Origin of the sequence: Micromonospora sp. CNB394, assembly GCF_000374985.1 — a bacterium.
Classification (GTDB): domain Bacteria; phylum Actinomycetota; class Actinomycetes; order Mycobacteriales; family Micromonosporaceae; genus Micromonospora; species Micromonospora marina.
Genome location: NZ_KB895831.1, coordinates 1 through 19806, shown reverse-complemented (window position 1 = coordinate 19806; position 19806 = coordinate 1). Strand labels below are relative to the sequence as shown.

Annotated in this window: 17 protein-coding genes and 1 pseudogene; 3 read left to right on the top strand and 15 right to left on the bottom strand. The window is 73.7% G+C overall.

The window, feature by feature from the left end; all coding sequences use genetic code 11:
- Nucleotides 1-39: 39 nt before the first annotated feature.
- The 6 genes from C569_RS0111110 to C569_RS30125 all read right to left on the bottom strand — a co-directional run bounded on the left by C569_RS0111110 (nt 40) and on the right by C569_RS30125 (nt 9229).
- Nucleotides 40-3573 (bottom strand): ABC transporter ATP-binding protein, encoded by a 3534-nt coding sequence (locus tag C569_RS0111110; RefSeq protein ID WP_018785854.1) that lies wholly within the window; start codon nt 3571-3573, stop codon nt 40-42.
- Between the two features lie 89 nt (nt 3574-3662).
- Entirely contained in the window at nt 3663-4256 is a 594-nt protein-coding gene (locus tag C569_RS0111105) for a TetR/AcrR family transcriptional regulator (protein WP_018785853.1), read from the bottom strand.
- Between the two features lie 10 nt (nt 4257-4266).
- Nucleotides 4267-6417 (bottom strand): YhgE/Pip domain-containing protein, encoded by a 2151-nt coding sequence (locus C569_RS0111100; protein WP_018785852.1) that lies wholly within the window; start codon nt 6415-6417, stop codon nt 4267-4269.
- Complete coding sequence (locus tag C569_RS0111095) at nt 6414-7130, bottom strand: ATP-binding cassette domain-containing protein (protein ID WP_018785851.1); 717 nt, start codon at nt 7128-7130, stop codon at nt 6414-6416. The genes C569_RS0111100 and C569_RS0111095 overlap by 4 nt, the downstream gene beginning before the upstream one ends.
- Nucleotides 7131-7224: 94 nt before the next feature.
- Nucleotides 7225-8064: a DUF4081 domain-containing GNAT family N-acetyltransferase gene (locus C569_RS0111090; protein ID WP_018785850.1), complete on the bottom strand. Its 840-nt coding sequence runs from the start codon at nt 8062-8064 to the stop codon at nt 7225-7227.
- A 64-nt stretch (nt 8065-8128) separates the two neighbouring features.
- On the bottom strand, nt 8129-9229 hold the full coding sequence (locus C569_RS30125; protein WP_018785849.1) for an MFS transporter: 1101 nt from the start codon (nt 9227-9229) through the stop codon (nt 8129-8131).
- Nucleotides 9230-9477: 248 nt separating this feature from the next.
- Here C569_RS30125 and C569_RS0111080 point away from each other — a divergent pair, with 248 nt between their 5' ends.
- Entirely contained in the window at nt 9478-10065 is a 588-nt protein-coding gene (locus C569_RS0111080; RefSeq protein WP_026267997.1) for a PadR family transcriptional regulator, read from the top strand.
- A 121-nt stretch (nt 10066-10186) separates the two neighbouring features.
- Here C569_RS0111080 and ispG read toward each other — a convergent pair whose 3' ends face one another.
- The 6 genes and pseudogenes from ispG to C569_RS0111055 form a co-directional block, all read right to left on the bottom strand.
- A complete protein-coding gene (gene ispG, locus C569_RS0111075) occupies nt 10187-11362 on the bottom strand; it encodes a flavodoxin-dependent (E)-4-hydroxy-3-methylbut-2-enyl-diphosphate synthase (RefSeq protein WP_026267996.1) in 1176 nt (391 codons plus the stop codon).
- A gap of 9 nt (nt 11363-11371) precedes the next feature.
- Nucleotides 11372-12616 (bottom strand): RIP metalloprotease, encoded by a 1245-nt coding sequence (locus tag C569_RS0111070; protein WP_018785846.1) that lies wholly within the window; start codon nt 12614-12616, stop codon nt 11372-11374.
- Nucleotides 12613-13836 (bottom strand): 1-deoxy-D-xylulose-5-phosphate reductoisomerase, encoded by a 1224-nt coding sequence (dxr, locus tag C569_RS0111065; RefSeq protein WP_026267995.1) that lies wholly within the window; start codon nt 13834-13836, stop codon nt 12613-12615. Before dxr ends, C569_RS0111070 begins: the two co-directional genes overlap by 4 nt.
- Before the next feature lie 82 nt (nt 13837-13918).
- Nucleotides 13919-14218: pseudogene (locus tag C569_RS32240) on the bottom strand (PIN domain-containing protein); the annotation flags it as partial.
- Complete coding sequence (locus C569_RS0111060; protein ID WP_231394761.1) at nt 14215-14424, bottom strand: hypothetical protein; 210 nt, start codon at nt 14422-14424, stop codon at nt 14215-14217. The gene C569_RS0111060 and the pseudogene C569_RS32240, both read right to left, overlap by 4 nt.
- A 124-nt stretch (nt 14425-14548) precedes the next feature.
- Nucleotides 14549-15094, bottom strand: a complete 546-nt coding sequence (locus C569_RS0111055) for a GNAT family N-acetyltransferase (RefSeq protein WP_018785843.1) — start codon at nt 15092-15094, stop codon at nt 14549-14551.
- 51 nt (nt 15095-15145) lie between these two features.
- Between C569_RS0111055 and C569_RS0111050 the strand changes: the two genes are divergently transcribed.
- Nucleotides 15146-15988 carry a YhjD/YihY/BrkB family envelope integrity protein gene (locus C569_RS0111050; protein WP_018785842.1) on the top strand — a complete coding sequence of 281 codons (843 nt, stop codon included), beginning with the start codon at nt 15146-15148 and terminating at the stop codon, nt 15986-15988.
- A gap of 9 nt (nt 15989-15997) precedes the next feature.
- Here the strand turns inward: C569_RS0111050 and C569_RS0111045 are convergent, their stop codons facing one another.
- Both C569_RS0111045 and C569_RS0111040 read right to left on the bottom strand, forming a co-directional pair.
- Nucleotides 15998-17167 carry an alkaline phosphatase PhoX gene (locus tag C569_RS0111045; RefSeq protein WP_018785841.1) on the bottom strand — a complete coding sequence of 390 codons (1170 nt, stop codon included), beginning with the start codon at nt 17165-17167 and terminating at the stop codon, nt 15998-16000.
- A gap of 104 nt (nt 17168-17271) precedes the next feature.
- The gene (locus tag C569_RS0111040) at nt 17272-17688 is read right to left on the bottom strand and encodes a 50S ribosomal protein L7/L12 (protein ID WP_018785840.1); all 417 of its coding nucleotides are present in this window, start codon (nt 17686-17688) and stop codon (nt 17272-17274) included.
- 182 nt (nt 17689-17870) lie between these two features.
- Here C569_RS0111040 and C569_RS0111035 point away from each other — a divergent pair, with 182 nt between their 5' ends.
- Nucleotides 17871-19466, top strand: coding sequence for an NAD(P)/FAD-dependent oxidoreductase (locus C569_RS0111035; protein WP_026267994.1), 1596 nt, complete (start codon nt 17871-17873; stop codon nt 19464-19466).
- A 75-nt stretch (nt 19467-19541) separates the two neighbouring features.
- Here the strand turns inward: C569_RS0111035 and C569_RS30120 are convergent.
- On the bottom strand, nt 19542-19806 hold a 265-nt coding region (locus C569_RS30120; protein ID WP_018785838.1), incomplete at its 5' end, for a transposase.

Sequence of the window (19806 nt, the reverse complement as noted above, 5' to 3'; positions counted from 1 at the left end):
TTGTCGCCGCCAACCTCATGATCAACCAGGAAGACGCGGTCAGCCGGCCAGGTGGTTCCAGCGGGGTTCCAGGTCGGTCCAGGTGCCCTGGTCGGCCACCGTGCCGTCGATCAGCACCACCACGTGGTCGGCCCGGACCAGCGCGGCCCGCTTCGCGGTCGAGCCGACCACTGTGACCCCGTGTTCGCGCAGCGCCGCCCACAGCGCCAGCTCCGTGCCCACGTCCAGCGCCGACGACACGTCGTCGGCCACCAGCAGCTCGGTACGCGGAGCGAGCGCCCGGGCCAGCGCCAGCCGCTGGAGCTGACCACCGGAGAGCCGGGTGCCCTTGTGCCCGATCAGCAGACCGAGCCCGCCCCCGGCCGCGGCCAGGTCGTGTTCGAGCTGGGCGGTCGAGACCGCCCCGGCGGCGTCCACCTGGTGGCCGAGCGCGATGTTGTCGGCCACCGTGCCGGAGAGCACCCGGGGCAGCTGGCCCACGTACCCGACCTGGTTGGGGCGCAGGAACATCTCCGGTTCGGTGACCGGGTCGCCGTTCCAGCGCAGCTCGCCGACGTGGTGCACGATCCCGGCGAGCGCCCGCAGCAGCGACGACTTGCCGGACCCGACCGGGCCGACGACCAGCACCAACTGTCCGCGCTCGACCACCAGGTCGACGTCGCGGACGGCGAGCGTGCCGTCGGAGTGCAGCGCGCCGAAGCCGGACAGTTCCAGGCGGCGCAGCGGGTGCCGGGGCGGCGGCTCGGGCGCGGGCGCGGTGCCGGCGACCAGGTCCAGTCCGGGCACCGGTGCCGCGTACACGGCCTCGCCGGTCATCGCCACCGTCCGCCTGGTCCACACCCGTGCCGACGGGTACTGCGACACCAGTGACGCGGTGGTCCACGCGAACCAGCGGGCCGCGCCCAGGGTGGAGACGGCCACGAGCGTGGCCCCGGCGGACAGCTCACCGGCCAGGTAGAGCGCCCACGCGCCGATCGGCAGCAGACCACTCGCCACCGACGGGGTGGACCGCGCCCACACCTGCATGGCGATCTCGCGCCGCTGCCGCTCGCTGCGGACCTCGTCCAGCCGGGCGAGGTGGCGCAGCACCGGGCGGGTCGCGCCGGCCAGCTTCACCGTACGGGCGGCGGACAGCGCGGAGACCAGCGCGGTGGCGAACGCGGCGCGCGCCTTCACCGTGCCGGCGGCGGTGCGTTCCAGCTTCGGTCCGAACAGCGTCGCCGCCAGCCCGGAGACCACCATCGTGCCGACGAAGAACAGCGCCGGTACGAGACTCCCCGTCACCAGCGTCATGGCGACCACGATGACCAGCGAGATGACCTGGTCCATCAGGTTGTCGGCGAGGCGCACCACCCGTTCGGTGTCGCCGCCCTGGGCCACCACCTCGGCCGGGGTGTGCCCGCTGACCCGGCGCGCGCCGGTCTGCCCGTGCACCAGCCGGGCGCTGATCCGCAGCATCTGCCGGATCCACCACTGCGGAAACCACAGGTTGGTCAGGTACGGCAACGGCAGCACCACCAGCAGCGCGGCCACGATGCCCAGCGCCGGCAGCCACGGGTCGCCGCCGCCGACCATGTCGGCCCAGAGCCACGGCAGGACCGCGCCGTCCAGGCCGAGCACCGTCATCACGACGAACAGACCGACCGAGAGCAGGCCGTACCGCGGGTCGTTGGTGCCCAGCCGGAAGATCTCCCGCATGGTCCGCGCCGGCGGCGTGGGCGGCGCCGGTGGCGGGTCGGCGCGCGGCACGGCCGCCGGCCGGGTCGCGGGCGCGGTCGGTGTGGCGGGCGCGTCGTCCCAGGCGGGCGCGGTCGGTGTGGCGGGCGCGTCGTCCCAGGCGGGCACGTCGAGCAGGTCCACGCCGCCGCGCCGGGCGCCCACCCCGGCGCCCACCCCGGCGTACGCCCCGACGTGGCTGGTGGCGAGCAGCTCGGCGAAGCGGGCCGACTCGCGCAGCGGACCGGCCTCCAGCACCGCGCCGTCGGCCATCACCACCACCTCGTCGCAGCGGCGCACCGAGGAGAGCCGGTGCGCGATGACGATGCCGATCCGGTCGGTGAGCAGCCGTTCGGTGGCCTCGCGTACCCGGTTCTCGGTGACCGGGTCGAGCCGCGCGGTGGCCTCGTCGAGGATCACCACGTGCGGGTCGCGGACCAGGATGCGGGCGAACGCGACGAGTTGCTCCTGCCCGGCGGAGAGCACGTACCCGCCGTCGCCGAGCCGGGTGTGCACGCCGTCGGGCAGCTCGGCGATCCAGCCGGCCAGGCCCAGCTCGGCGAGCGCCCGCTCGGCGGCGTCCAGCAGTTCCGGATCGAACAGCGCCACGTTCTCGGCGAGCGTGCCGGCCAGGATCTCGGTGCGCTGCGGCACCACGGCGATCCACCGGCGCAGCTCCTCCACGTCCAGGTCGACCAGGTCGGTGCCGCCGAGGAACACCGCGCCGCGCGGCACGTCGACCGCCCGGGTGAGCACCTTGGCCAGCGTCGACTTGCCCGAGCCGGTCCGCCCGACGAGGGCGTACGAGCGCCCGCGGACGAAGTCGAGACGCACGTCGCGCAGCGCCGGCCCGCGGTCGTCCCCGCCGGCCGGGTAGCGGTAGGTGAGCCCGCGCACGGTCAGGTCGCCGTCGACCGGGGCCTCGCCGCCGTCCGGCTCCTGCGGCGATCCGGCGAGCAGTTGCACCCGGCCCCACGCGCCCAACGCCTGTTGCAGGTGCGGCACCCAGCGGGCGATCTGCTCGACCGTCGCGCCGAACGCGACGGCCAGCAGCCAGATCGCGGTGAGCCGCGCGGCGTCCACCCGGCCGGTGGCCAGCGCCCACGCGCCGCCCAGCACCACGCCCGCGACGCCGAGCCCGACCGCGCCGGCGGCGATCGCGGTGACCCGCGCGGAGAGCCGGAAGACCCGGACGCACCGGGCGATCACCTCGGCCGCGCGGCGGGCGTAGAGGCGCAGCACGTACGGCCGGGCGAGGCTGGTGCGCACGTCGTCCTGCCCGTGCACCGCCTCCTCCATCACGGCCGCGAGGTCGGACCACGCCTCCTCCTCGGCCATCCGGGCCGGGGCGATACGGGCGGTCGGGCGGCGCAGCGTCACCGCGAGCAGCGCGGTGAGCAGGATCATGCCGACACCCGCGGGCCACCAGACGATCAGCGCGCCCACCAGCGACAGGGCGCAGACCGCGAGACCCTGCGCCAGCCGTACGCCGGTGTTCCGCATCTCGGCGGCGACCTGGTAGACGTCGTTGTCGATCCGGTCGAGCAGCTCGCCGACCGGCGTGGTCTCCAGGGTGGGCAGGTCCTGGCCGAGCGCGACCCGGCAGAGCCGCCGCCGCACGTCGGCCGACCAGTCGGCGGTGAGCCGGGCCATGATCAGGCCGATCAGCAGGTCGGTGACGACAGCCGCGACGAGCGCCGCGGCGAGCGCGACGAACCAGCCGGACGAACGGTGCACCAGCACCGGCCCGGCCAGCGCGGCGGCGGCCGCCTGGCCACCGGCGCCGAGCACGATCAGCAGCAGGACCGCCGCCATCCGCCGGGGCGCCGTGGCCCAGAGATCTCGGAGCAGGCGCATGGAGGGTCCTCCGGACTCGGATCGGTGGGGCGGTGTCCCCAGCCTCGTCCTCACGGCGGCCCGGATTCAACCGAATTATCGGCCCTTGGTCAGGTCCAGGCGACCCGCCGGACGATGCCGAGCAGCGACTCCTGCACCTCGTCGATCGGCCGCTCCGGCGAGAAGACCAGCCAGTCCACGGCCACCACCAGCCCGACGCCGAACAGCGCCGAACTCGCGGTACGCACGTCCAGGTCGGCGGGCAGGTCACCGCTGTCCACCCCGGCCTGCACCGTGTCGGCGATCACCGCGATGGCCTCGCCGCGCAGCAGCCGCAGCGTCTGCTGCCACTCCCGGTTGGTCCGCCACATCTCCGAGAGCAGCAGCTGGGCGAAGGCGCGGTAGCGGCGGATGTACTCCAGCTGGGCCCGGACCAGCGCGCCGAGCGCCTCCAGCGGCGGCAGCCCGTCGACGGCGGCCCGGAACTCGGCGGTGAGCAGGCCGACACCGTGCCGCAGCAGCTCCTCGAACAGGACGGTCTTTGACTCGAAGTTGTAGTAGACGGTCCCCTTGGCCACGCCGGCCCGGGCCGCGATGTGGTCCACGGTGGTGGCCGAGAAGCCCTGCTCGGCGATGAGGTCCACCGCCGCCACGAAGAGGCGCTGGCGGGTGTCCTCGCGCCGGCGCGTCCGTCCGTCCGTCACCGGCTCATCCTCACATGGTCAGTTCGGGGTGCAGCTTGGCCGGGGTCAGGCGGCGGGACCGGCGAGCCGCGCCGACGGTCAGCGCCATGGCGCCCAGCCCGAACGCGAGCAGCACCAGCGCGGCGGTGACGACCGGGGCGGTCGCGCCGCCGTTGACCGTGTGCCGCAGGCCGTCCACCACGTACGTCATCGGCAGCCAGGGGTGGACCGCCTGGAAGAAGCCGGGCGAGGTCTGCACCGGGTAGGTGCCGCCGGACGAGGTGAGCTGGAGCATCAGCAGCGCCAGGGCGGCCAGCCGGCCGGCCGGGCCGAGCGCCACGCCGAGCAGTTGCATGATCGCGGTGAACGCCAGCGAGGTGAGGGCGAGCAGCCCGAACGTGGCCGGCCCGTGCCGCGGGCCGAGCCCGAGCGCCAGCGTCACCACCGTGTAGAGCACAGTGACCTGGGCCAGGCCGATCGCCGCGGCCGGGAGCCACCCGGCGAGCACGACCCGCCAGCCGGGCGCGCCGGACATCACGTGCCGCCGGTTGACCGGCCGCAACAGCATGTACGTGATCATCGCGCCGACCCAGAGCGCCAGCGACAGGAAGTACGGGGCGAAGCCCACGCCGTACGAGCCGGCCGGGTTCTGCGAGTCGCGGATCAGGCCGACCGGGTCACCGAGGACCTCGGCGCGCGTGGCCGCGTCGTCGTACCCGGGCAGTTTCCGCTCCCCGGCGGCGAGCCCGTCGGCGAGGTCACCGGCGCCGCCCTCCAGCCGGGTCAGCCCGTCGACCAGGCGGTTGCTGCCGCTGCCGAGCTGGGCCAGGCCGCCGTCGAGCTGGCGGGGGGCGCTGGGGAGCCGGTAGAGGCCGCCGCGCAGCCCGTTCGCGCCGGTCGACGCGTCGCCCAGCCCGTCGCGGAGCTCGGCGCTGCCCTGGGCAAGCGTGGCGAGCCCGCCGGCCAGCTCGTTGACCTTCGCGCGGGCGGAGGCGACGTCGTCGGCCAGGTGCGGCGCGGCGGCGGCGACCTCGCGGGCGGTCTTCGACACGTCGGTCATCTGCTTGCGCAGCGTGGCCATGTCGGTCTCGTCCAGCGCGGCCACCACCGAGCGGGCCTGCGTGACGGCCCGGTCGGCGGCCTTGCGGGCGGCGGCGAAGTCCGGGTCGTCGGCCAGTTCGGGGTGTTCCTTCGCGACCGCGTCGAGCCGGTCACGGACCTCCTCGGCGGTGGCGACCACCTCGGCGGCCCGGCCCGGCAGCGCGTCCAGGCCGGCGGCGAGCTGCTGCGCGCCGTCGGCGACCAGCGTGGCCGCCTTCTCGATCCTGTCGGCGTTGCGGCGCAGCACCGGCTCGTACCTGTCGGCGGCGGCGTTCACGGTGGCCGCCGCGGCCCTGGTCTCGGTGGCCGCCCGCCCGGCGCCGTCGGCGAGCTGGGCCGCGCCGGTACGCAGTTGGTCGAGGCCCTTGGCGAGCTTGTCCGCGCCCTGGACCGACTGGCTCAGCCCACCGGCGAGTTGCCCGGCGCCGTTCCCTGCGTCACCGAGCCCGTCGGCGAGTTCGTCCGCGCCCTGCTGGGAGCTGCCGAGCCCGTCCGCGATCCTGCCGGCGCCGTCGGCGGCGCGCCCGGTCTCGGCCTTGGCGTCGGTGAAGCCGATCAGCATCCGGTCGAAGTACGTGGCGGCGGTGCTCTGCGCGGCGGCGGCCCGGATCTCGCTGAACGCCGACCGGGCGAGCAGGCCGGAGAGGTAGTTGGTGGCGTCGTCGTTGACGACCTTCAGCTCGCCCTGCCGGGCCGGGCGGTCCGGTTCCGGACCGGCGGCGAGGGTGGCGGAGAAGTCCTCCGGAATGGAGAAGATCAGGTGGTAGCGCCCGTCGCGCAGCCCCTTCGTGGCGTCGGCCTGGTCGGTGACGGTCCAGCCGAACACCTTGCGGTCGAGCAGCTTCTCGGTCAGGTCGCGGCCGGCGTGCACCTCGCTGCCGTCACCGGCGGCGGCCGGGCGGTCGGCGTCGACCAGGGCGACCGGAATCCGGTCCATCTTCCCGTACGGATCCCAGAACGCGTACAGGTAGAGCGCGCCGTAGAGCAGCGGGACGACGGTGAGCACCGCGAGGGCGGCGCGGGGCAGCCGGCCCCGGGTCATCCGGCGCAGCTCGAACAGGGCCAGTCGCAGGACGCTCATGCGGGCACCTCGGCGGGTTCGGCGGGAGCGGGCTCGGTGGGAAGGGCGGGGACGGGCACTGCCGGGTCGCCGACGCGGTGCACGGTGGCGGCGACCCCGGGTTCGACGGCGCGGGCGCTGGCGACCACGGCGTACCCCTGGCCGGCGAGGCGTTCCAGCGCGCCCCACATCCACTCCCGCTCGGGTCGGTCGGCACCGGCGTCCACGTCGTCGGCGACGATCAGGCCGGGGCCGCCGAGGCCGGCGAGCACCAGCCCGAGCACCTGCCGTTCGACCGGCGTGAGGTCTCTGCCGTACCGGCCGGGGTCCAGCGGCTCGTCGGTGAGCCCGGCGCCGTTGACGGCGGCGGCGTAGGCGTCACGGCGGTAGGCCCGGCGGGCCCGGACCGCTGCCACCGGGACGAGCCGGCGCCGACGGCGCGGCACCGGGCCGAGCAGCAGCAGTCGTTCGGTGATGTGCTCGGCGACGGTGAGCGTCGGATCGGGCTCGTGCACGCCCGCCACCTGCCCGAGCGCTGCCGGGCCGCGGCGGCGCAGCTCACCGTGGTTGTGCGGGAAGCGCCCGGCCAGCGCGAGCAGCAACGAGGTGCGCCCGCTGCCCGGCGGGCCGGTGACGGCGTGCAGCTCACCGCTCGCGGCGGTGAGGTCGACATCCCGGTAGACCCAGCCCCGGCGGGTGCGCAGCCCCAGGCCGCGGGCCTCGACGATGTTCATCAGGAACCCGAATTCCAAACTGACTGGTCAGTACAAAAACATGCCCAGCATAGCGCCGGTTGTCCGGTTCGGGACGGTCCGGCGGGAGTGATCCTCAGAACAGCACTGTGGCGAGCGTGCCGACCGGGCGGAAACCGCAGCGCTCGTAGACCCGGCGGGCGGGCAGGTTGAAGTCGTTGACGTAGAGGCTCACGGTGGGCGCGACCCGGGCCAGCGCGTCGCGGACCACGGCGGCCATCGCGGCGGTGGCGATGCCCCGGCCACGCCACTCGGGTGCCACCCAGACGCCCTGCACCTGCGCGGTCCGGCGGGTCACCACCGCCAGCTCCGCCTTGAAGACCACCCGCCCGTCGACGAAACGGGCGTAGGCGCGGCCGGCGCGCACCAGCTCGGTCACCCGCCGCCGGTAGCCACGCCCGCCGTCCTCCGCCAGCGGCGACACCCCGACCTCCTCGGTGTACATCGCCACCGCCGCCGGGAACAGCCGGTCGACCTCGTTGCCGCGCACCCGCCGGACCTGCGGGTCGGGCGCCACGGCGGGCAGCGCGTCGGTGGCCAGCAGCGGCTGGTTCGGGCGTACGTCCCGAGCCGGCCCCCAGTAGGCGGAGAGGCGGTCCCAGAGCCCGAGCACCGCGTCGGCACTGCCCACGATCGAGGAACAGAGCCGCTCCTCGGCGCTCAGCTGGTCGGCGAACGCGGTCACCGCCGACTCGGACGCGAGCACCGGGGTGAGGTTGCCGCCCAGCCAGCAGATCGACTCCAGGTGCCGGCGGGAGCCGTACCCGAGGATCCGCGCCTCGGCCCGCCACCACGCCAGCCCGCGTGCCGCCACCCGCTCGGCGACCTGCGCGCCGGCGTACGGGTCGAGGTCGAGCAGCCGCTCGACCGCGCGGCGCTCCGACTCCCCCAGTTGGCGTACCGGCACCGTGAGCACGGCTACCAGCCTGCCAGATCCACCCCGGCGCGCGCGGGCCGACCGGGCACCTGCCGCACCGCGCTCAACCCGCAGCCGCCGGCACCGGTTCGGGCACCGGCGGCCGGGTCCGGGCGGCCCACCGCACCACCGGCGGCACCAGCACGCCGAGCAGCAGGAACACCACGCCGAGCACCAGCCACCCGGGCACGCCCCACCCGATCGCGAGCGTGGTCACGACCACCGGGGCGACCATCGAGCCGAGCTGCATGCCCATCCCGTACGCGCCCTGGTACTGCCCGTGCGCGTGCGCCGGGGCCAGGCCGAAGGAGATGCCCCAGCCGGCCGCCGCGTGCCACAACTCCCCCACGACGTGCACCAGCGCACCGGCCAGCAGCAGCGGCACCGCGAAGGCGACCGGCACCCCGCCACCGGCCGCGAACAGCGCGCACGCGGCCGCTAGCAGGACGCCCGCCCGCCGGGCGGCCCGGCCCGCGCCGGTCAGGTCCTCGGTGCCCCGCGAGGCCCGGACCTGGAACAGGATCACCACCACGGTGTTGACCAGCAGGCAGGCGGAGATCAGCCAGTTCGGCGCGGTGGTGTGCCCGGCGATCCACAACGGCAGGGCGATGTTGATCAGCGAGAAGTGCATGGACATGAGCCCGTCCAGCACGGTGAAGGCGAGGAAGGGGCGGTCCCGCAGCGCGATCAGCCGGGGCCCGTGCGCCGGAGCGGGCATCGGCGGCACCGGCGGGAGCCGCAGCAGCACCGCCGCCGCCAGCAGATACGTGGCGGCGTCGAGCAGGATCAGCGTGACGTACGCGCCGCGGGTGTCGGCGGCGAGCGCGAACCCGGCCAGCACGGTGCCCACCGAGATCCCGACGTTGGTGACAGCGCGCAGGTAGGCGCGGGTGCGGACCCGCTGGTCGGGTGGGACGGCACCGGCGATCAGCGCGCCCCGGGCGCCACGGGTGCCCGCGTCGGCGACCGCCATCAGCATGCCGACGACCAGGAAGCCGGTGAACGAGCGCACCGCGACCAGGGCGGCCGTGCACCCGGCCGAGGCGAGCAGCGCGGACAGCTGGAGGCCGCGCGGGCCGAGGCGGTCGGCGAGGTAGCCCATCGGCGTGCTCGCCACGAGGCTGACCAGCGCCGTGAGGGTGAGCGCCACACCGACCTGGGTCACCGAGAGCCCTACCGACCGGGTGAGGAACAGTGCGCTGGCGGTGAGCCAGGTGCCCCGCCCGACGGGTGTTGACGAGCGTGGAGAGGGCGAGGGTCCGGGACGGGCCCGGTTCGGGGAGCAGGCGCACACCGGCACATTAGCAAGACGTACGTACGGTTTGCATTTCCGTCGGCCTGACGTCTTGTCGGCGATGCATTGCCGATATATCGTTGATGCATCAGCGACACACGACAGAAGGAGAACGACTGATGGGTTTCCATCGACGCATGCACGCCGTGCACGACGAGATGCGCCGCCACGGCGGCTTCGGATTCCCGCCCGTACCCCCGGGCCCGCCGCCCTTCTCCCCCGGACCGCACGGTCGCGGGCGGGGCCGAGGCGGCCGGGGACTCGGACGGCGGCCGAACGTCCGCGGCGCCGTGCTGGCCCTGCTCACCGAGCGGCCGATGCACGGCTACGAGATGATCCAGGAGATCGACTCCCGCACCGGCGGGGCCTGGCGGCCCAGCCCCGGCTCGATCTACCCGACGCTGCAACTGCTGGAGGACGAGGGCGTCATCGCGACCGCCGCCGACTCCGAGGGCGGGCGCAAGCGGTTCGCGCTGACCGAGGCGGGGCAGGCCGAGGCGACCGGCGCGGCGCAGGCCCCGCCGTGGGCGGAGTTCGCCGAGCAGACAGTAAACAGCTGGCACGACATCCGCGACGCCGGCGCGCAGGCCATGCAGGCGCTGCGGCAGGTGATGACCACCGGCACCGACGACCAGCGCGCCCGCGCCGTGCAGGTCCTCGACGAGACCCGGCGCAAGCTCTACGCCATCCTCGCCGAGTCCGAGTGAGCGCCGGGCGGCGCGACCCGGACACACCCGGCGCGCGGTGACGCCGTGCGCACCGGTCCGCGAACGCGCGTGCGGCCGCCCCCGATGCCGGGGACGGCCGCACGGCGACGCGGAGAGCGGATCAGTGCACGGTGACAGTGGCGCCACCCGGCACCAGGTCGCGCAGTTCCTCGGGGATCTCGGCGCCCATCTCGTCGGCGATCCGCAGCGCCTCCTCGATCAGCGTCTCCACGATCTGCGCCTCGGGCACCGTCTTGACGACCTTGCCCTTGACGAAGATCTGGCCCTTCCCGTTGCCGGAGGCCACGCCCAGGTCGGCCTCGCGGGCCTCACCCGGACCGTTCACCACGCAGCCCATGACCGCGACGCGCAGCGGCACCGGCAGGCCCTCCAAGCCGGCGGTGACCTCCTCGGCCAACTTGTAGACGTCGACCTGCGCCCGGCCGCAGGACGGGCAGGAGACGATCTCCAGGCCACGCTCACGCAGGCCCAGCGACTCCAGGATCGCGGCGCCGACCTTGATCTCCTCGACCGGCGGGGCGGACAGCGAGACCCGGATGGTGTCGCCGATGCCCTCGGCCAGCAGCGCGCCGAACGCCACCGCCGACTTGATCGTGCCCTGGAACGCCGGGCCCGCCTCGGTGACGCCGAGGTGCAGCGGGTAGTCGCACTTCTCGGCCAGCAGCCGGTACGCGCGGATCATCACCACCGGGTCGTTGTGCTTGACCGAGATCTTGATGTCCCGGTAGCCGTGCTCCTCGAACAGCGAGCACTCCCACAGCGCCGACTCCACCAGGGCCTCGGCGGTGGCCTTGCCGTACTTGGCCAACAGGCGCTTGTCCAGCGAGCCGGCGTTGACGCCGATCCGGATCGGCACGCCCGCGTCGCCGGCGGCCCGCGCGATCTCCTTGACCTTGTCGTCGAACTGCCGGATGTTGCCCGGGTTCACCCGCACCGCGGCGCAGCCGGCGTCGATCGCGGCGAAGACGTACTTCGGCTGGAAGTGGATGTCGGCGATCACCGGGATCTGCGACTTCCTGGCGATCGCGGGCAGCGCCTCCACGTCGTCCTGCGACGGCACGGCGACCCTGACGATCTGGCAGCCGGACGCGGTCAGCTCGGCGATCTGCTGGAGCGTGGCGTTGACGTCGGCGGTGAGGGTGGTGGTCATGGACTGCACCGAGACCGGCGCGCCACCACCGACCGGCACCGAACCGACCATGATCTGGCGGCTGGCCCGGCGCGGGGCCAGCGGCGGCGGCGGTACGGGGGGCATACCGAGACTGACAGCGGTCACTTCAGGCACTCACCTTGAGAAGAGCGTGATCGGGTTGATGACATCAGCGGTGACGGTCAGCAGCGTGAACGCGCCACCGATCAGGATCACCGCGTACGTGAACGGCATGAGTTTGAGGTAGTCGACGCGGCCCGGGTCGGAGCGGCCGATGCGCGCGTAGAGCCAGGACCGCGCCCGTTCGAACCAGGCGATGGCGATGTGGCCACCGTCCAGCGGGAGCAACGGCAGCAGGTTGAACACGCCGATGAAGAAGTTCAGCGACACGAAGAGCATGAAGAACACCAGCCAGGCGTTGTTCTCCACGGCCTCGCCGCCGAGCCGGCTGGCGCCGACCACGCTGATCGGGGTGTCCACGTCGCGCTCGCCGCCGGTGATCGCGTCCCACAACGCCGGCACCTTCTGCGGGATGCGCTGCATGGCCTGCGCGGTCTGCACGGCCATGTTGCCGGTGAAGTCGGCGGTGGCGCCGAACGCGGCGACCGGGCCGTACTCGACCCGGGTCGGGGTGGTGGGCGAGAGCACCACGCCGAGCGCGGAGACCGGCGAGGTGGCGCCCTCCGGGTCGCCCAGCGGCGGGCGCTGCACCGCGGCCAGGTCGACCCTGGCGTCCTGCGAGGTGCCGTCGCGCAGGTAGGTGACGGTGACCGCGCCGGGCGGGGTGGCGCGGACCACGTCGAGCATGTCGCCCCAGGTGGAGACCGGCTTGCCGTTCACCGCGGTGATCCGGTCGCCCTCCTTGAGCTGGGCCTTCTCGGCCGGGCTGGCCGGGTCGCCGGGCTGGCAGGCACGGACCTTGTCCACCGTGACGCACGGGACGGGGGCGATCACCGCCGGTTCGGCCCGGTAGCCGGCCTCGGTGGTGGGGAACTTCGGGTTCGGCAGCCCGACCGACACCGCGATGATCCAGAGGGCGACCAGGGCCAGGGCGAAGTGGGTGATCGAACCCGCGGACATCACGATCGTCCGCTTCCACACCGGGTAGCGCCACATGGCGCGCTTCTCGTCCCCGGGCTCGACGTCGTCGTCCTGCGGTGTCATGCCGACGATCTTGCAGAAGCCGCCGAGCGGGATGCCCTTGATGCCGTACTCGGTCTCACCCCGCCTGAACGACCAGAGCGTCGGGCCGAAGCCGACGAAGTAGCGGGTGACCTTCATCCCGAACGCCTTGGCGGTCAGCATGTGCCCCGCCTCGTGCAGGCTCACCGAGATGAGGATCGCGAGGGCGAACAGCACCACCCCGAGCAGATAGCTCATCGAGCTCCTTCCACCGACCCGACGATGATCTCCTGGGCGTGCGCCCGTGCCCACGACTCGGCGGCGAGCACGTCCTCGACGGTACCTGGTTCGTCGAAATCGGGAGCGTCCTCCAGCACCCGCTGGAGGGTGTCGACGATGCCGAGGAACGGCAACCGGCCCGCGACGAACGCCGCCACGCACTCCTCGTTCGCCGCGTTGTAGATCGCCGGGCGGCAGCGCCCCGCCTCACCCGCCGCCTTGGCCAGCGCGACCGCCGGGAACGCCGCGTCGTCGAGCGGGAAGAACTCCCAGGCGTGCGCGCCGGTCCAGTCGACCGCCGCGGCGGCGCCGGGCACGCGGTCCGGCCAGCCGATGCCCAGCGCGATGGGCAGCCGCATGTCCGGCGGGCTGGCCTGGGCGAGTGTGGAGCCGTCGGTGAACTCGACCATCGAGTGGATCACCGACTGCGGGTGCACCATCACCTCGATGTCGGCGTACGGCACGTCGAACAGCTCGTGCGCCTCGATCACCTCCAGCGCCTTGTTGACCATCGTGGCGGAGTTGATCGTGACGACCGGGCCCATGTTCCAGGTCGGGTGCGCCAGCGCCTGCTCCGGCGTGACGGCGGTCAGCTCGTCGCGCCGCCGGCCCCGGAACGGGCCGCCGCTGGCGGTTACCACCAGCCGCCGCACCTCGCCCCGGGCACCGCCGCGCAGGCACTGCGCCAGCGCCGAGTGCTCGGAGTCGACCGGAACGATCTGGCTGCGACCCGGGTGCCGCGACAGCGCGGCCCGCACCAGCGGGCCGCCGGCGACGAGGGACTCCTTGTTGGCGAGCGCGAGGGTACGCCCGGCGTGCAGCGCGGCCAGCGTCGGCGGCAGGCCCAGCGAGCCGACCACGCCGTTGAGCACCACGTCGCACGGCCACTGCGCCAGCTCGGTCATCGCGTCCGGCCCGGCCACGATCTTCGGCAGCTTGAAGTCGCCGGTGGCCCAGCCGCGCCGGCTCGCCTCGGCGTAGAACGCCAGCTGAAGATCCTGCGCGGCGGACGCGCGGGCCACACCGACGGCCTCCACGCCCAGCTCCAGCGCCTGCGTGGCGAGCAGGTCGACGTTGCCGCCACCCGCGCCCAGCGCCACCACCCGGAAGCGGTCCGGGTTGCGCTTGACGATGTCGATGGCCTGGGTGCCGATCGAGCCGGTCGAACCGAGCAGCACGAGATCTCGGGGAGTGGTCACCGGACCATTGTTCCCCAGCGCCCCACCACGGTTCGTCCCGGAGTGCCCGGCGAGACGGAGATGCGCCGCAGCAGCACGCGGCGATCCATGAGTCGTTGACCGGCCGCGGCCGTCCACGAAGCTGGGCCGCTGCCTGAATTCGCCCCCAACGCACCGCGACGGTCTCGTCGAAAGGCAACAGGACCAGGTTCCGCCGCCAGCGCGCGAGGTCAGCCAACCTGCGCGGGCCCCAGCTCCGCACCACGGTCCATCTGGTCAGCTCTCCCAGCGTCACGAAGGTGATGGCGAGGGTCGCCCCGGTCAGCCGCGCTCTCAACCGCTCGTCGACCCGGCCTCGCAGAATGGCCGATGCCACGTCGGTGTCCAGGACGACGATGCTCAAGCCAGTCCCTCGCGCCGTGAGGCGTACAGGTCGGCGAGGAAGCGTTCCAGTTCCTCGTCCGATTCGATCAGGTCCGGACGGGCGAGGTCGTCGAGACTGGTGACCGGCTCGACGCCCTGGCGACGTGCGAGTTCGTCAGCCGGCACGTGAACCGTGCCCGGCCAGTCCGGGTTGCGCTCGGCGTCGGTCGACATGGGGGCGCTCACCTTCTGCACCTCACTGAGTGCTTCATCCTCTCACCTGGCGGCGCGGAAACCTGCTGATCGCACCCGAGGCCCACACGTTCCCGGAGCCGCCGGTCGCACCCTGTGCGCCCCTCTCTCCGCACGGTCAGGCGGGGCGCTCCAGGACGAAGGTCTCCAGTTCGGCGCCGCCGTACCAGTCGGTGCGCACACCCGCGTGCGTCATACCGAGCCGCCGGGCCACCGCCATCGACGGGTCGTTCCCGGCCATCACCACCGCGTACACCCGCGGGGTGCCGGTGGCGAACTCGCGCTCCAGCACCGCGTGGGCCGCCTCGGTGGCGTAGCCGCGGCCCTGGGCGTCGGGGTGCAGGTGCCAGCCGACCTCGATGTCGTCGGTCAGCGTGACCCCGTCGCGTCCCGGTAGCGGCTTGAGCAGGATGCTCCCGGCCACCGGTCCGCCGGCACGCGGCTCGATCGCCCACAGGCCCCAGCGGCCGGCGTACGGCGTCCAGCGTTCGTGCCACATCCGGACCCGTTCGAGCGCCTCGGACGGGTCGGTCATCCGCCCCTTGCCGCCGCCCAGCCAGCGCATCACCTCGTCTCGGGAATAGATGTCGTAGATCCGGCCCAGGTCGCCTGGCGACTCGGTCCAGTCCCGCAGCACCAGCCGCTCGGTCGTGGCGATCGTCATGCCGCCGGATCGTAATGCGTGGCGCGGGGTCGTACGGGGAACGAGAGGGCGATGGGCGACGGGTGGGAGCGGACCAAGCGGATCACGGCTGCGGCGTTCCGGCCGGTCCGTGGCCGGGACCTGTCGCTGCACGCCGCCGCGATCACCTTCTACAGCGCGATCGCCGTGGTGCCGGTGGCGCTGCTGGCGATCTGGCTGACCGGGCTGCTCGCCGGGGCGGACCGGGTGCGGCGGCTGACCGGGTACGCCATCGACACGCTGCCCACGGAGATCGGCGCGCACCGGGCGGCGGCCGCGCTCGTCGAGGCCGGGCTGGGGCTGACCCCGCTGCTGGCACTGGCCTCGCTGCTGCCCGCCTCCCTGTACGGCGAAGGGCTGCGCCGCGCGTTCGTCTCGGTGGCCGAGCCGCGCGCCGAGTCCGGCGCGCTCGTCGGCTGGCGGGGTCGCCTGCTGCTGCTCCCGCTGCTGGCGCCGGCCCCGGCGCTACTGCTGTCGATCCTGCTCGGACTGCCGATGACCACCCGGCTGGTGCGCCAGGGCGGCTGGATCGGCGCACTCGGCGTGGTGCTGTCGTTCCTGGCGGTGTGGCTGGTGCTCACGCCGGTGCTGATCTGGGTGTTCCGGGTGGTCGGCCCGGCCTCCCCGGACTGGCTCGTCACGGTGGGCCTAGGTTCGTTCACAGCGGCGAACCTGTCCGGCTTCCTGCACGGTTTCGTGCTGTTCTGCTCGCTGCCGCTGGACCTGGGCGTGCCGTTCGGCGGGTTCGACGAGATCGGCGGCGGCGTGGCGGTGCTGCTCTGGCTGTACCTGTTCCACGTGATCGTGCTGTCCGGCTACTCGGCCACGCTGGCGGCGAGCCGGTGGCGGGCCACCCGGGAGGCGGCCCGCCCCTGACGGTACGGGTCAGCGCCGGAACGGGCCGCGTACCTCGTACGTGATGCCGCCGGTGCCGACCCGGGCGCCGCTGGTGCCGCGCTGCGAGGAGAAGTAGAGCCGGCTGCCGTCCGGGGAGAACGCCGGCCCGGTGAGTTCCGACTCGGCCTGCCCGAGCAGCCGCAGGAACGGGGTCACCACACCGGCCGGCGTGATCATGTTGATCTCCATGTTGCCGCCGTCCTCGGCCACGTAGAGGTCACCTCCCGCGGTGCCGGTGATGTTGTCGACGCCGGTCAGCGGCGCGGCCCCGGCCGGCACCAGCGAGTCGTCGTACGCGAGGTCGAGCCGCTGGTTCACCGCGTCGTACGCCCACACCCGGTTGTCGCCCTTGGTGGTGAACCAGCAGGTGTCGTCCGCGTACCAGCAGCCCTCGCCGCCGTCGAACGTCTGCGCCGCGCCCACCTGGTAGCGGGTGGGCACCGGGAACCCGTCGCGGTCCGGCAGGTCCCGCCAGGTCACCGGCCCGGTCACCTGGCCGTCCGGGGCGCACAGCACCTGCACCTTGCCGGTACGCAGGTCGCCCCAGGTGTCCGGGACGAACCGGTAGAAGCAGCCGTCCCCCTCGTCCTCGGTCAGGTAGACCACCCGGCGCACCGGGTCGCAGGCCGCCGCCTCGTGCTTGAAGCGGCCCATCCGGGTCCGCTCCTCGCCGGACCGGCCGCCCTCGGGCCAGGTCTCGAAGACCCGTCCCAGCGGCACCTCCTCGCAGGACAGCCAGGTTCCCCACGGGGTCGGCCCACCGGCGCAGTTGACGTTCGTGCCGCCGAGGATCCGGTACGCGGCGACGATGGCCCCGTCGGCGGCGAACCGCACCGCCGAGGCGCCACCGACGAGCGGAACCTCCGAGTTGGAGACGTAGATCCAGCCGGTGCCGGACGGGAAGCAGGCGCCGCCGTCCGGCGCCGGGTGCCAGGTGTACGAGGTGCCGGCGACCCGCTGCCCGGAACGCGCGATCACCCGGCTGGTGAAGCCGGCCGGCAACTGGAGGCCGTTGGCGTCGGCGGCCAGCAGGTCGCCGTACGGGCCGGAGCCGGGCTGGGCGGGCTGGGCCCGGGCGGCCGCGGCGGCCCAGAGAGCACCGGCGAAAGCAGCGGTGCCACCGGCGGCGGTGGCACGCAGGACGGTACGACGATCCATCGGGGATTACCTCCCGGAGGCGGTGGGTTTCCCGTCGACGGTAGGACAGAAAAGCATCGACAACTGCCGCTACCGGGTGAACGCCCGGTGACGGCCGTCCGGCGTCAGAGTCCCTCGACGTACCGCTTGGCGTCGGCGAGCGACATGTGCGTGTGCTCCCGCACCACCTTGATCGCCTGGATCTTCCGGCCCCGGTGCAGCAGCCGCGCGGCCTCGGCCCGCACCGCGTCGTCGACGCCCCGTCCCGGCACCGGGCCGCCCGGCGACCAGGATCCGCCGGCCTCCAGCGCGTCCACCACCCGCTTCGCGTCCAGCAGCGGCAGCCCGGTCTGCCGGCGGAGCACCCGTACCGCCTCGACCGTACGCCCCGCGCGGGCCAGCCGGAGCACCTCGACCTGCCCGTCGCCAGCCGGGCGATCGGGGACGACCAGATCCCGGGGCCGGTCGCGCCGCAGCACGAGCAGGAGGAGGAGCACCACGACGAGCGTCACCGCGAGCGCGATCTGGACAGCCGGGGACATGCCCGGAACGGTAGCGCCCCGCCGCGAACCCTCCCGTCGGGGCCCGGCCGCGGATAGGCTGCGCGAGCATGAGCGAACGCACCGAGCGAAGCGAGGGCCGTGAGCGCATGCCCAGCCCGCACAGCATGAGCGAACGCACCGAGCGAAGCGAGGGCCGTGAGCGCATGCCCAGCCGGCCCAGCATGAGCGGCGCGAATGAGCTGCCGTCCCGCGCCGACGTCGTGATCGTCGGCGCCGGGCACAACGGCCTGGTCTCGGCGATCCTGCTGGCCCGCGCCGGCCTGGACGTGCTGGTGCTGGAGGCATCAGGAGTGATCGGCGGGGCGACCCGCACCGAGAACCCGTTCCCGAAGGTGCCCGGGCTGCGCCACTCCACCGGGTCGTACCTGCTCGGGCTGATGCCGCCGGAACTGCTGGCCACGCTCGACGTGACCATCCCGGTGCTGCGCCGCGACCCGCACTACTTCCTGCCCACGCCGGGCGGGCCCGGCTCGCCGTACCTGCTGGCCGGCAGCGACATCGCCGCCGGCCGGCGGCAGCTCGCGGAGATGTTCTCCCCCGCCGACGTCGCCGCCGACGACGCGCTGCACGCCGAGCTGGCCCAACTGCGGGAGGATCTCGCCCCGGCGTGGCTGGCCGAGCCGATGCCGGTCGAGGAGACCGCGGAACGCTACGTGCGGCCCGCGCTGCGGCAGGTCTTCGTCGACCTGGTACGCGGCTCGGTCGCCGACCACCTGGCCCGCTTCGACTTCCGCTCCGAGCTGCTGGTCAGCATGTACGCGGTCACCGACGGCCTGTCCGGGCTCAACGCCGGCCCGGACGATCCCGGCACGGGCCACAACTTCCTGGTGCACAACATGTGCCGGTTGCCGGGCGCGGACGGCACCTGGATGATCACCCGGGGCGGCATGGGCACCGTGTCCCGCATGTTCGCCGAGGCCGCCGAGCGCGCCGGAGCGCGGGTCGTCGCCGACGCGCCGGTCACCGGGATCCGGCTGGCCGGAGGCGCCGCCGCCGGGGTGACGCTCGCCGGCGGCCGGGAGGTGGACGCCCCGGTGGTGCTCGGCGCCTGCGACCCGTACCGGCTGATGGAGCTGCTGCCCGACGGCGCGCTCCCGGCGGAGCTGGGCGCGCGGATGGCGGCGGTCCGCCGCCCCGGCACCACGCTCAAGCTCAACCTGGCGTTGACCGGGCTGCCGCGCTTCTCCTGCCTGCCCGACGACGCGCCGAGCCCGTTCGGATCGACCATCCACCTGCTGCCCGGCTCGGCCTCGCTGGTCGGCGACGGCGGCGAGTCGCCGATGGCGGCGCTGCGCGGCATGTGGGCGGACGTGCGGGCCGGGCGGCTGCCGGACGAGCCGACCATCGAGTGGTACCTGCACACCACTGTCGACCCGTCACTGTCCGACGAGGCGGGGCACCACTCGTCGGCGCTGTTCGTGCAGTCGGTCCCCTACGAGCCGACCGGCACCACCTGGGACGCGGTGCTGCCCGGCTACGTGGAGCGGCTGATCGCAATCTGCGAGCGGTACGCCCCGGGCGCCGCCGACCTGGTCGCGGACGCGGTGCCGCTGCCGCCGCCCGGCATCGAGGCGCACTTCGGCATCACCGGCGGCCACATCCACCACGTCGACAACACCGTGTCGTTCACCGACCGGATGCCGTACGCGACGGGGGTGGACGGCGTGTACGCGGGCAGCGCCGGCTGCCACCCGGCGGGCAGCGTGATCGGCGCGGCCGGGCACAACGCGGCCCGGCGCATCCTCGCCGACCTGTAAGGAAGGGCCCCCTCTTAACGCCTCCGGTAGAGGAAGGGCCCCTTATTATTGAGGGGTAGGGCAAATGTGCCGTGGTTATTCTGCGGCGTAGCGGACTTCGGGCTTGCCGAAGAAGGCTTTCACCGTGGCTGGCTGGTTCTGCCGGCGGCGTAGGTGCCGGCTGGCTGCGGTGGCCAGATCTGTAGGGCTGGCCGGGCGGGCTTGTGCGACATGGTGTTTGACGTCGTGGTTGAGCAGTTCCACGGGGTTGAGTTCAGGGGCGTAGCCGGGCAGGAAGTGCATCTCGATGTCGTCGGTGCGCTCGGTGAGCCAGTCGCGGATCATGACTCTGCGGTGCACG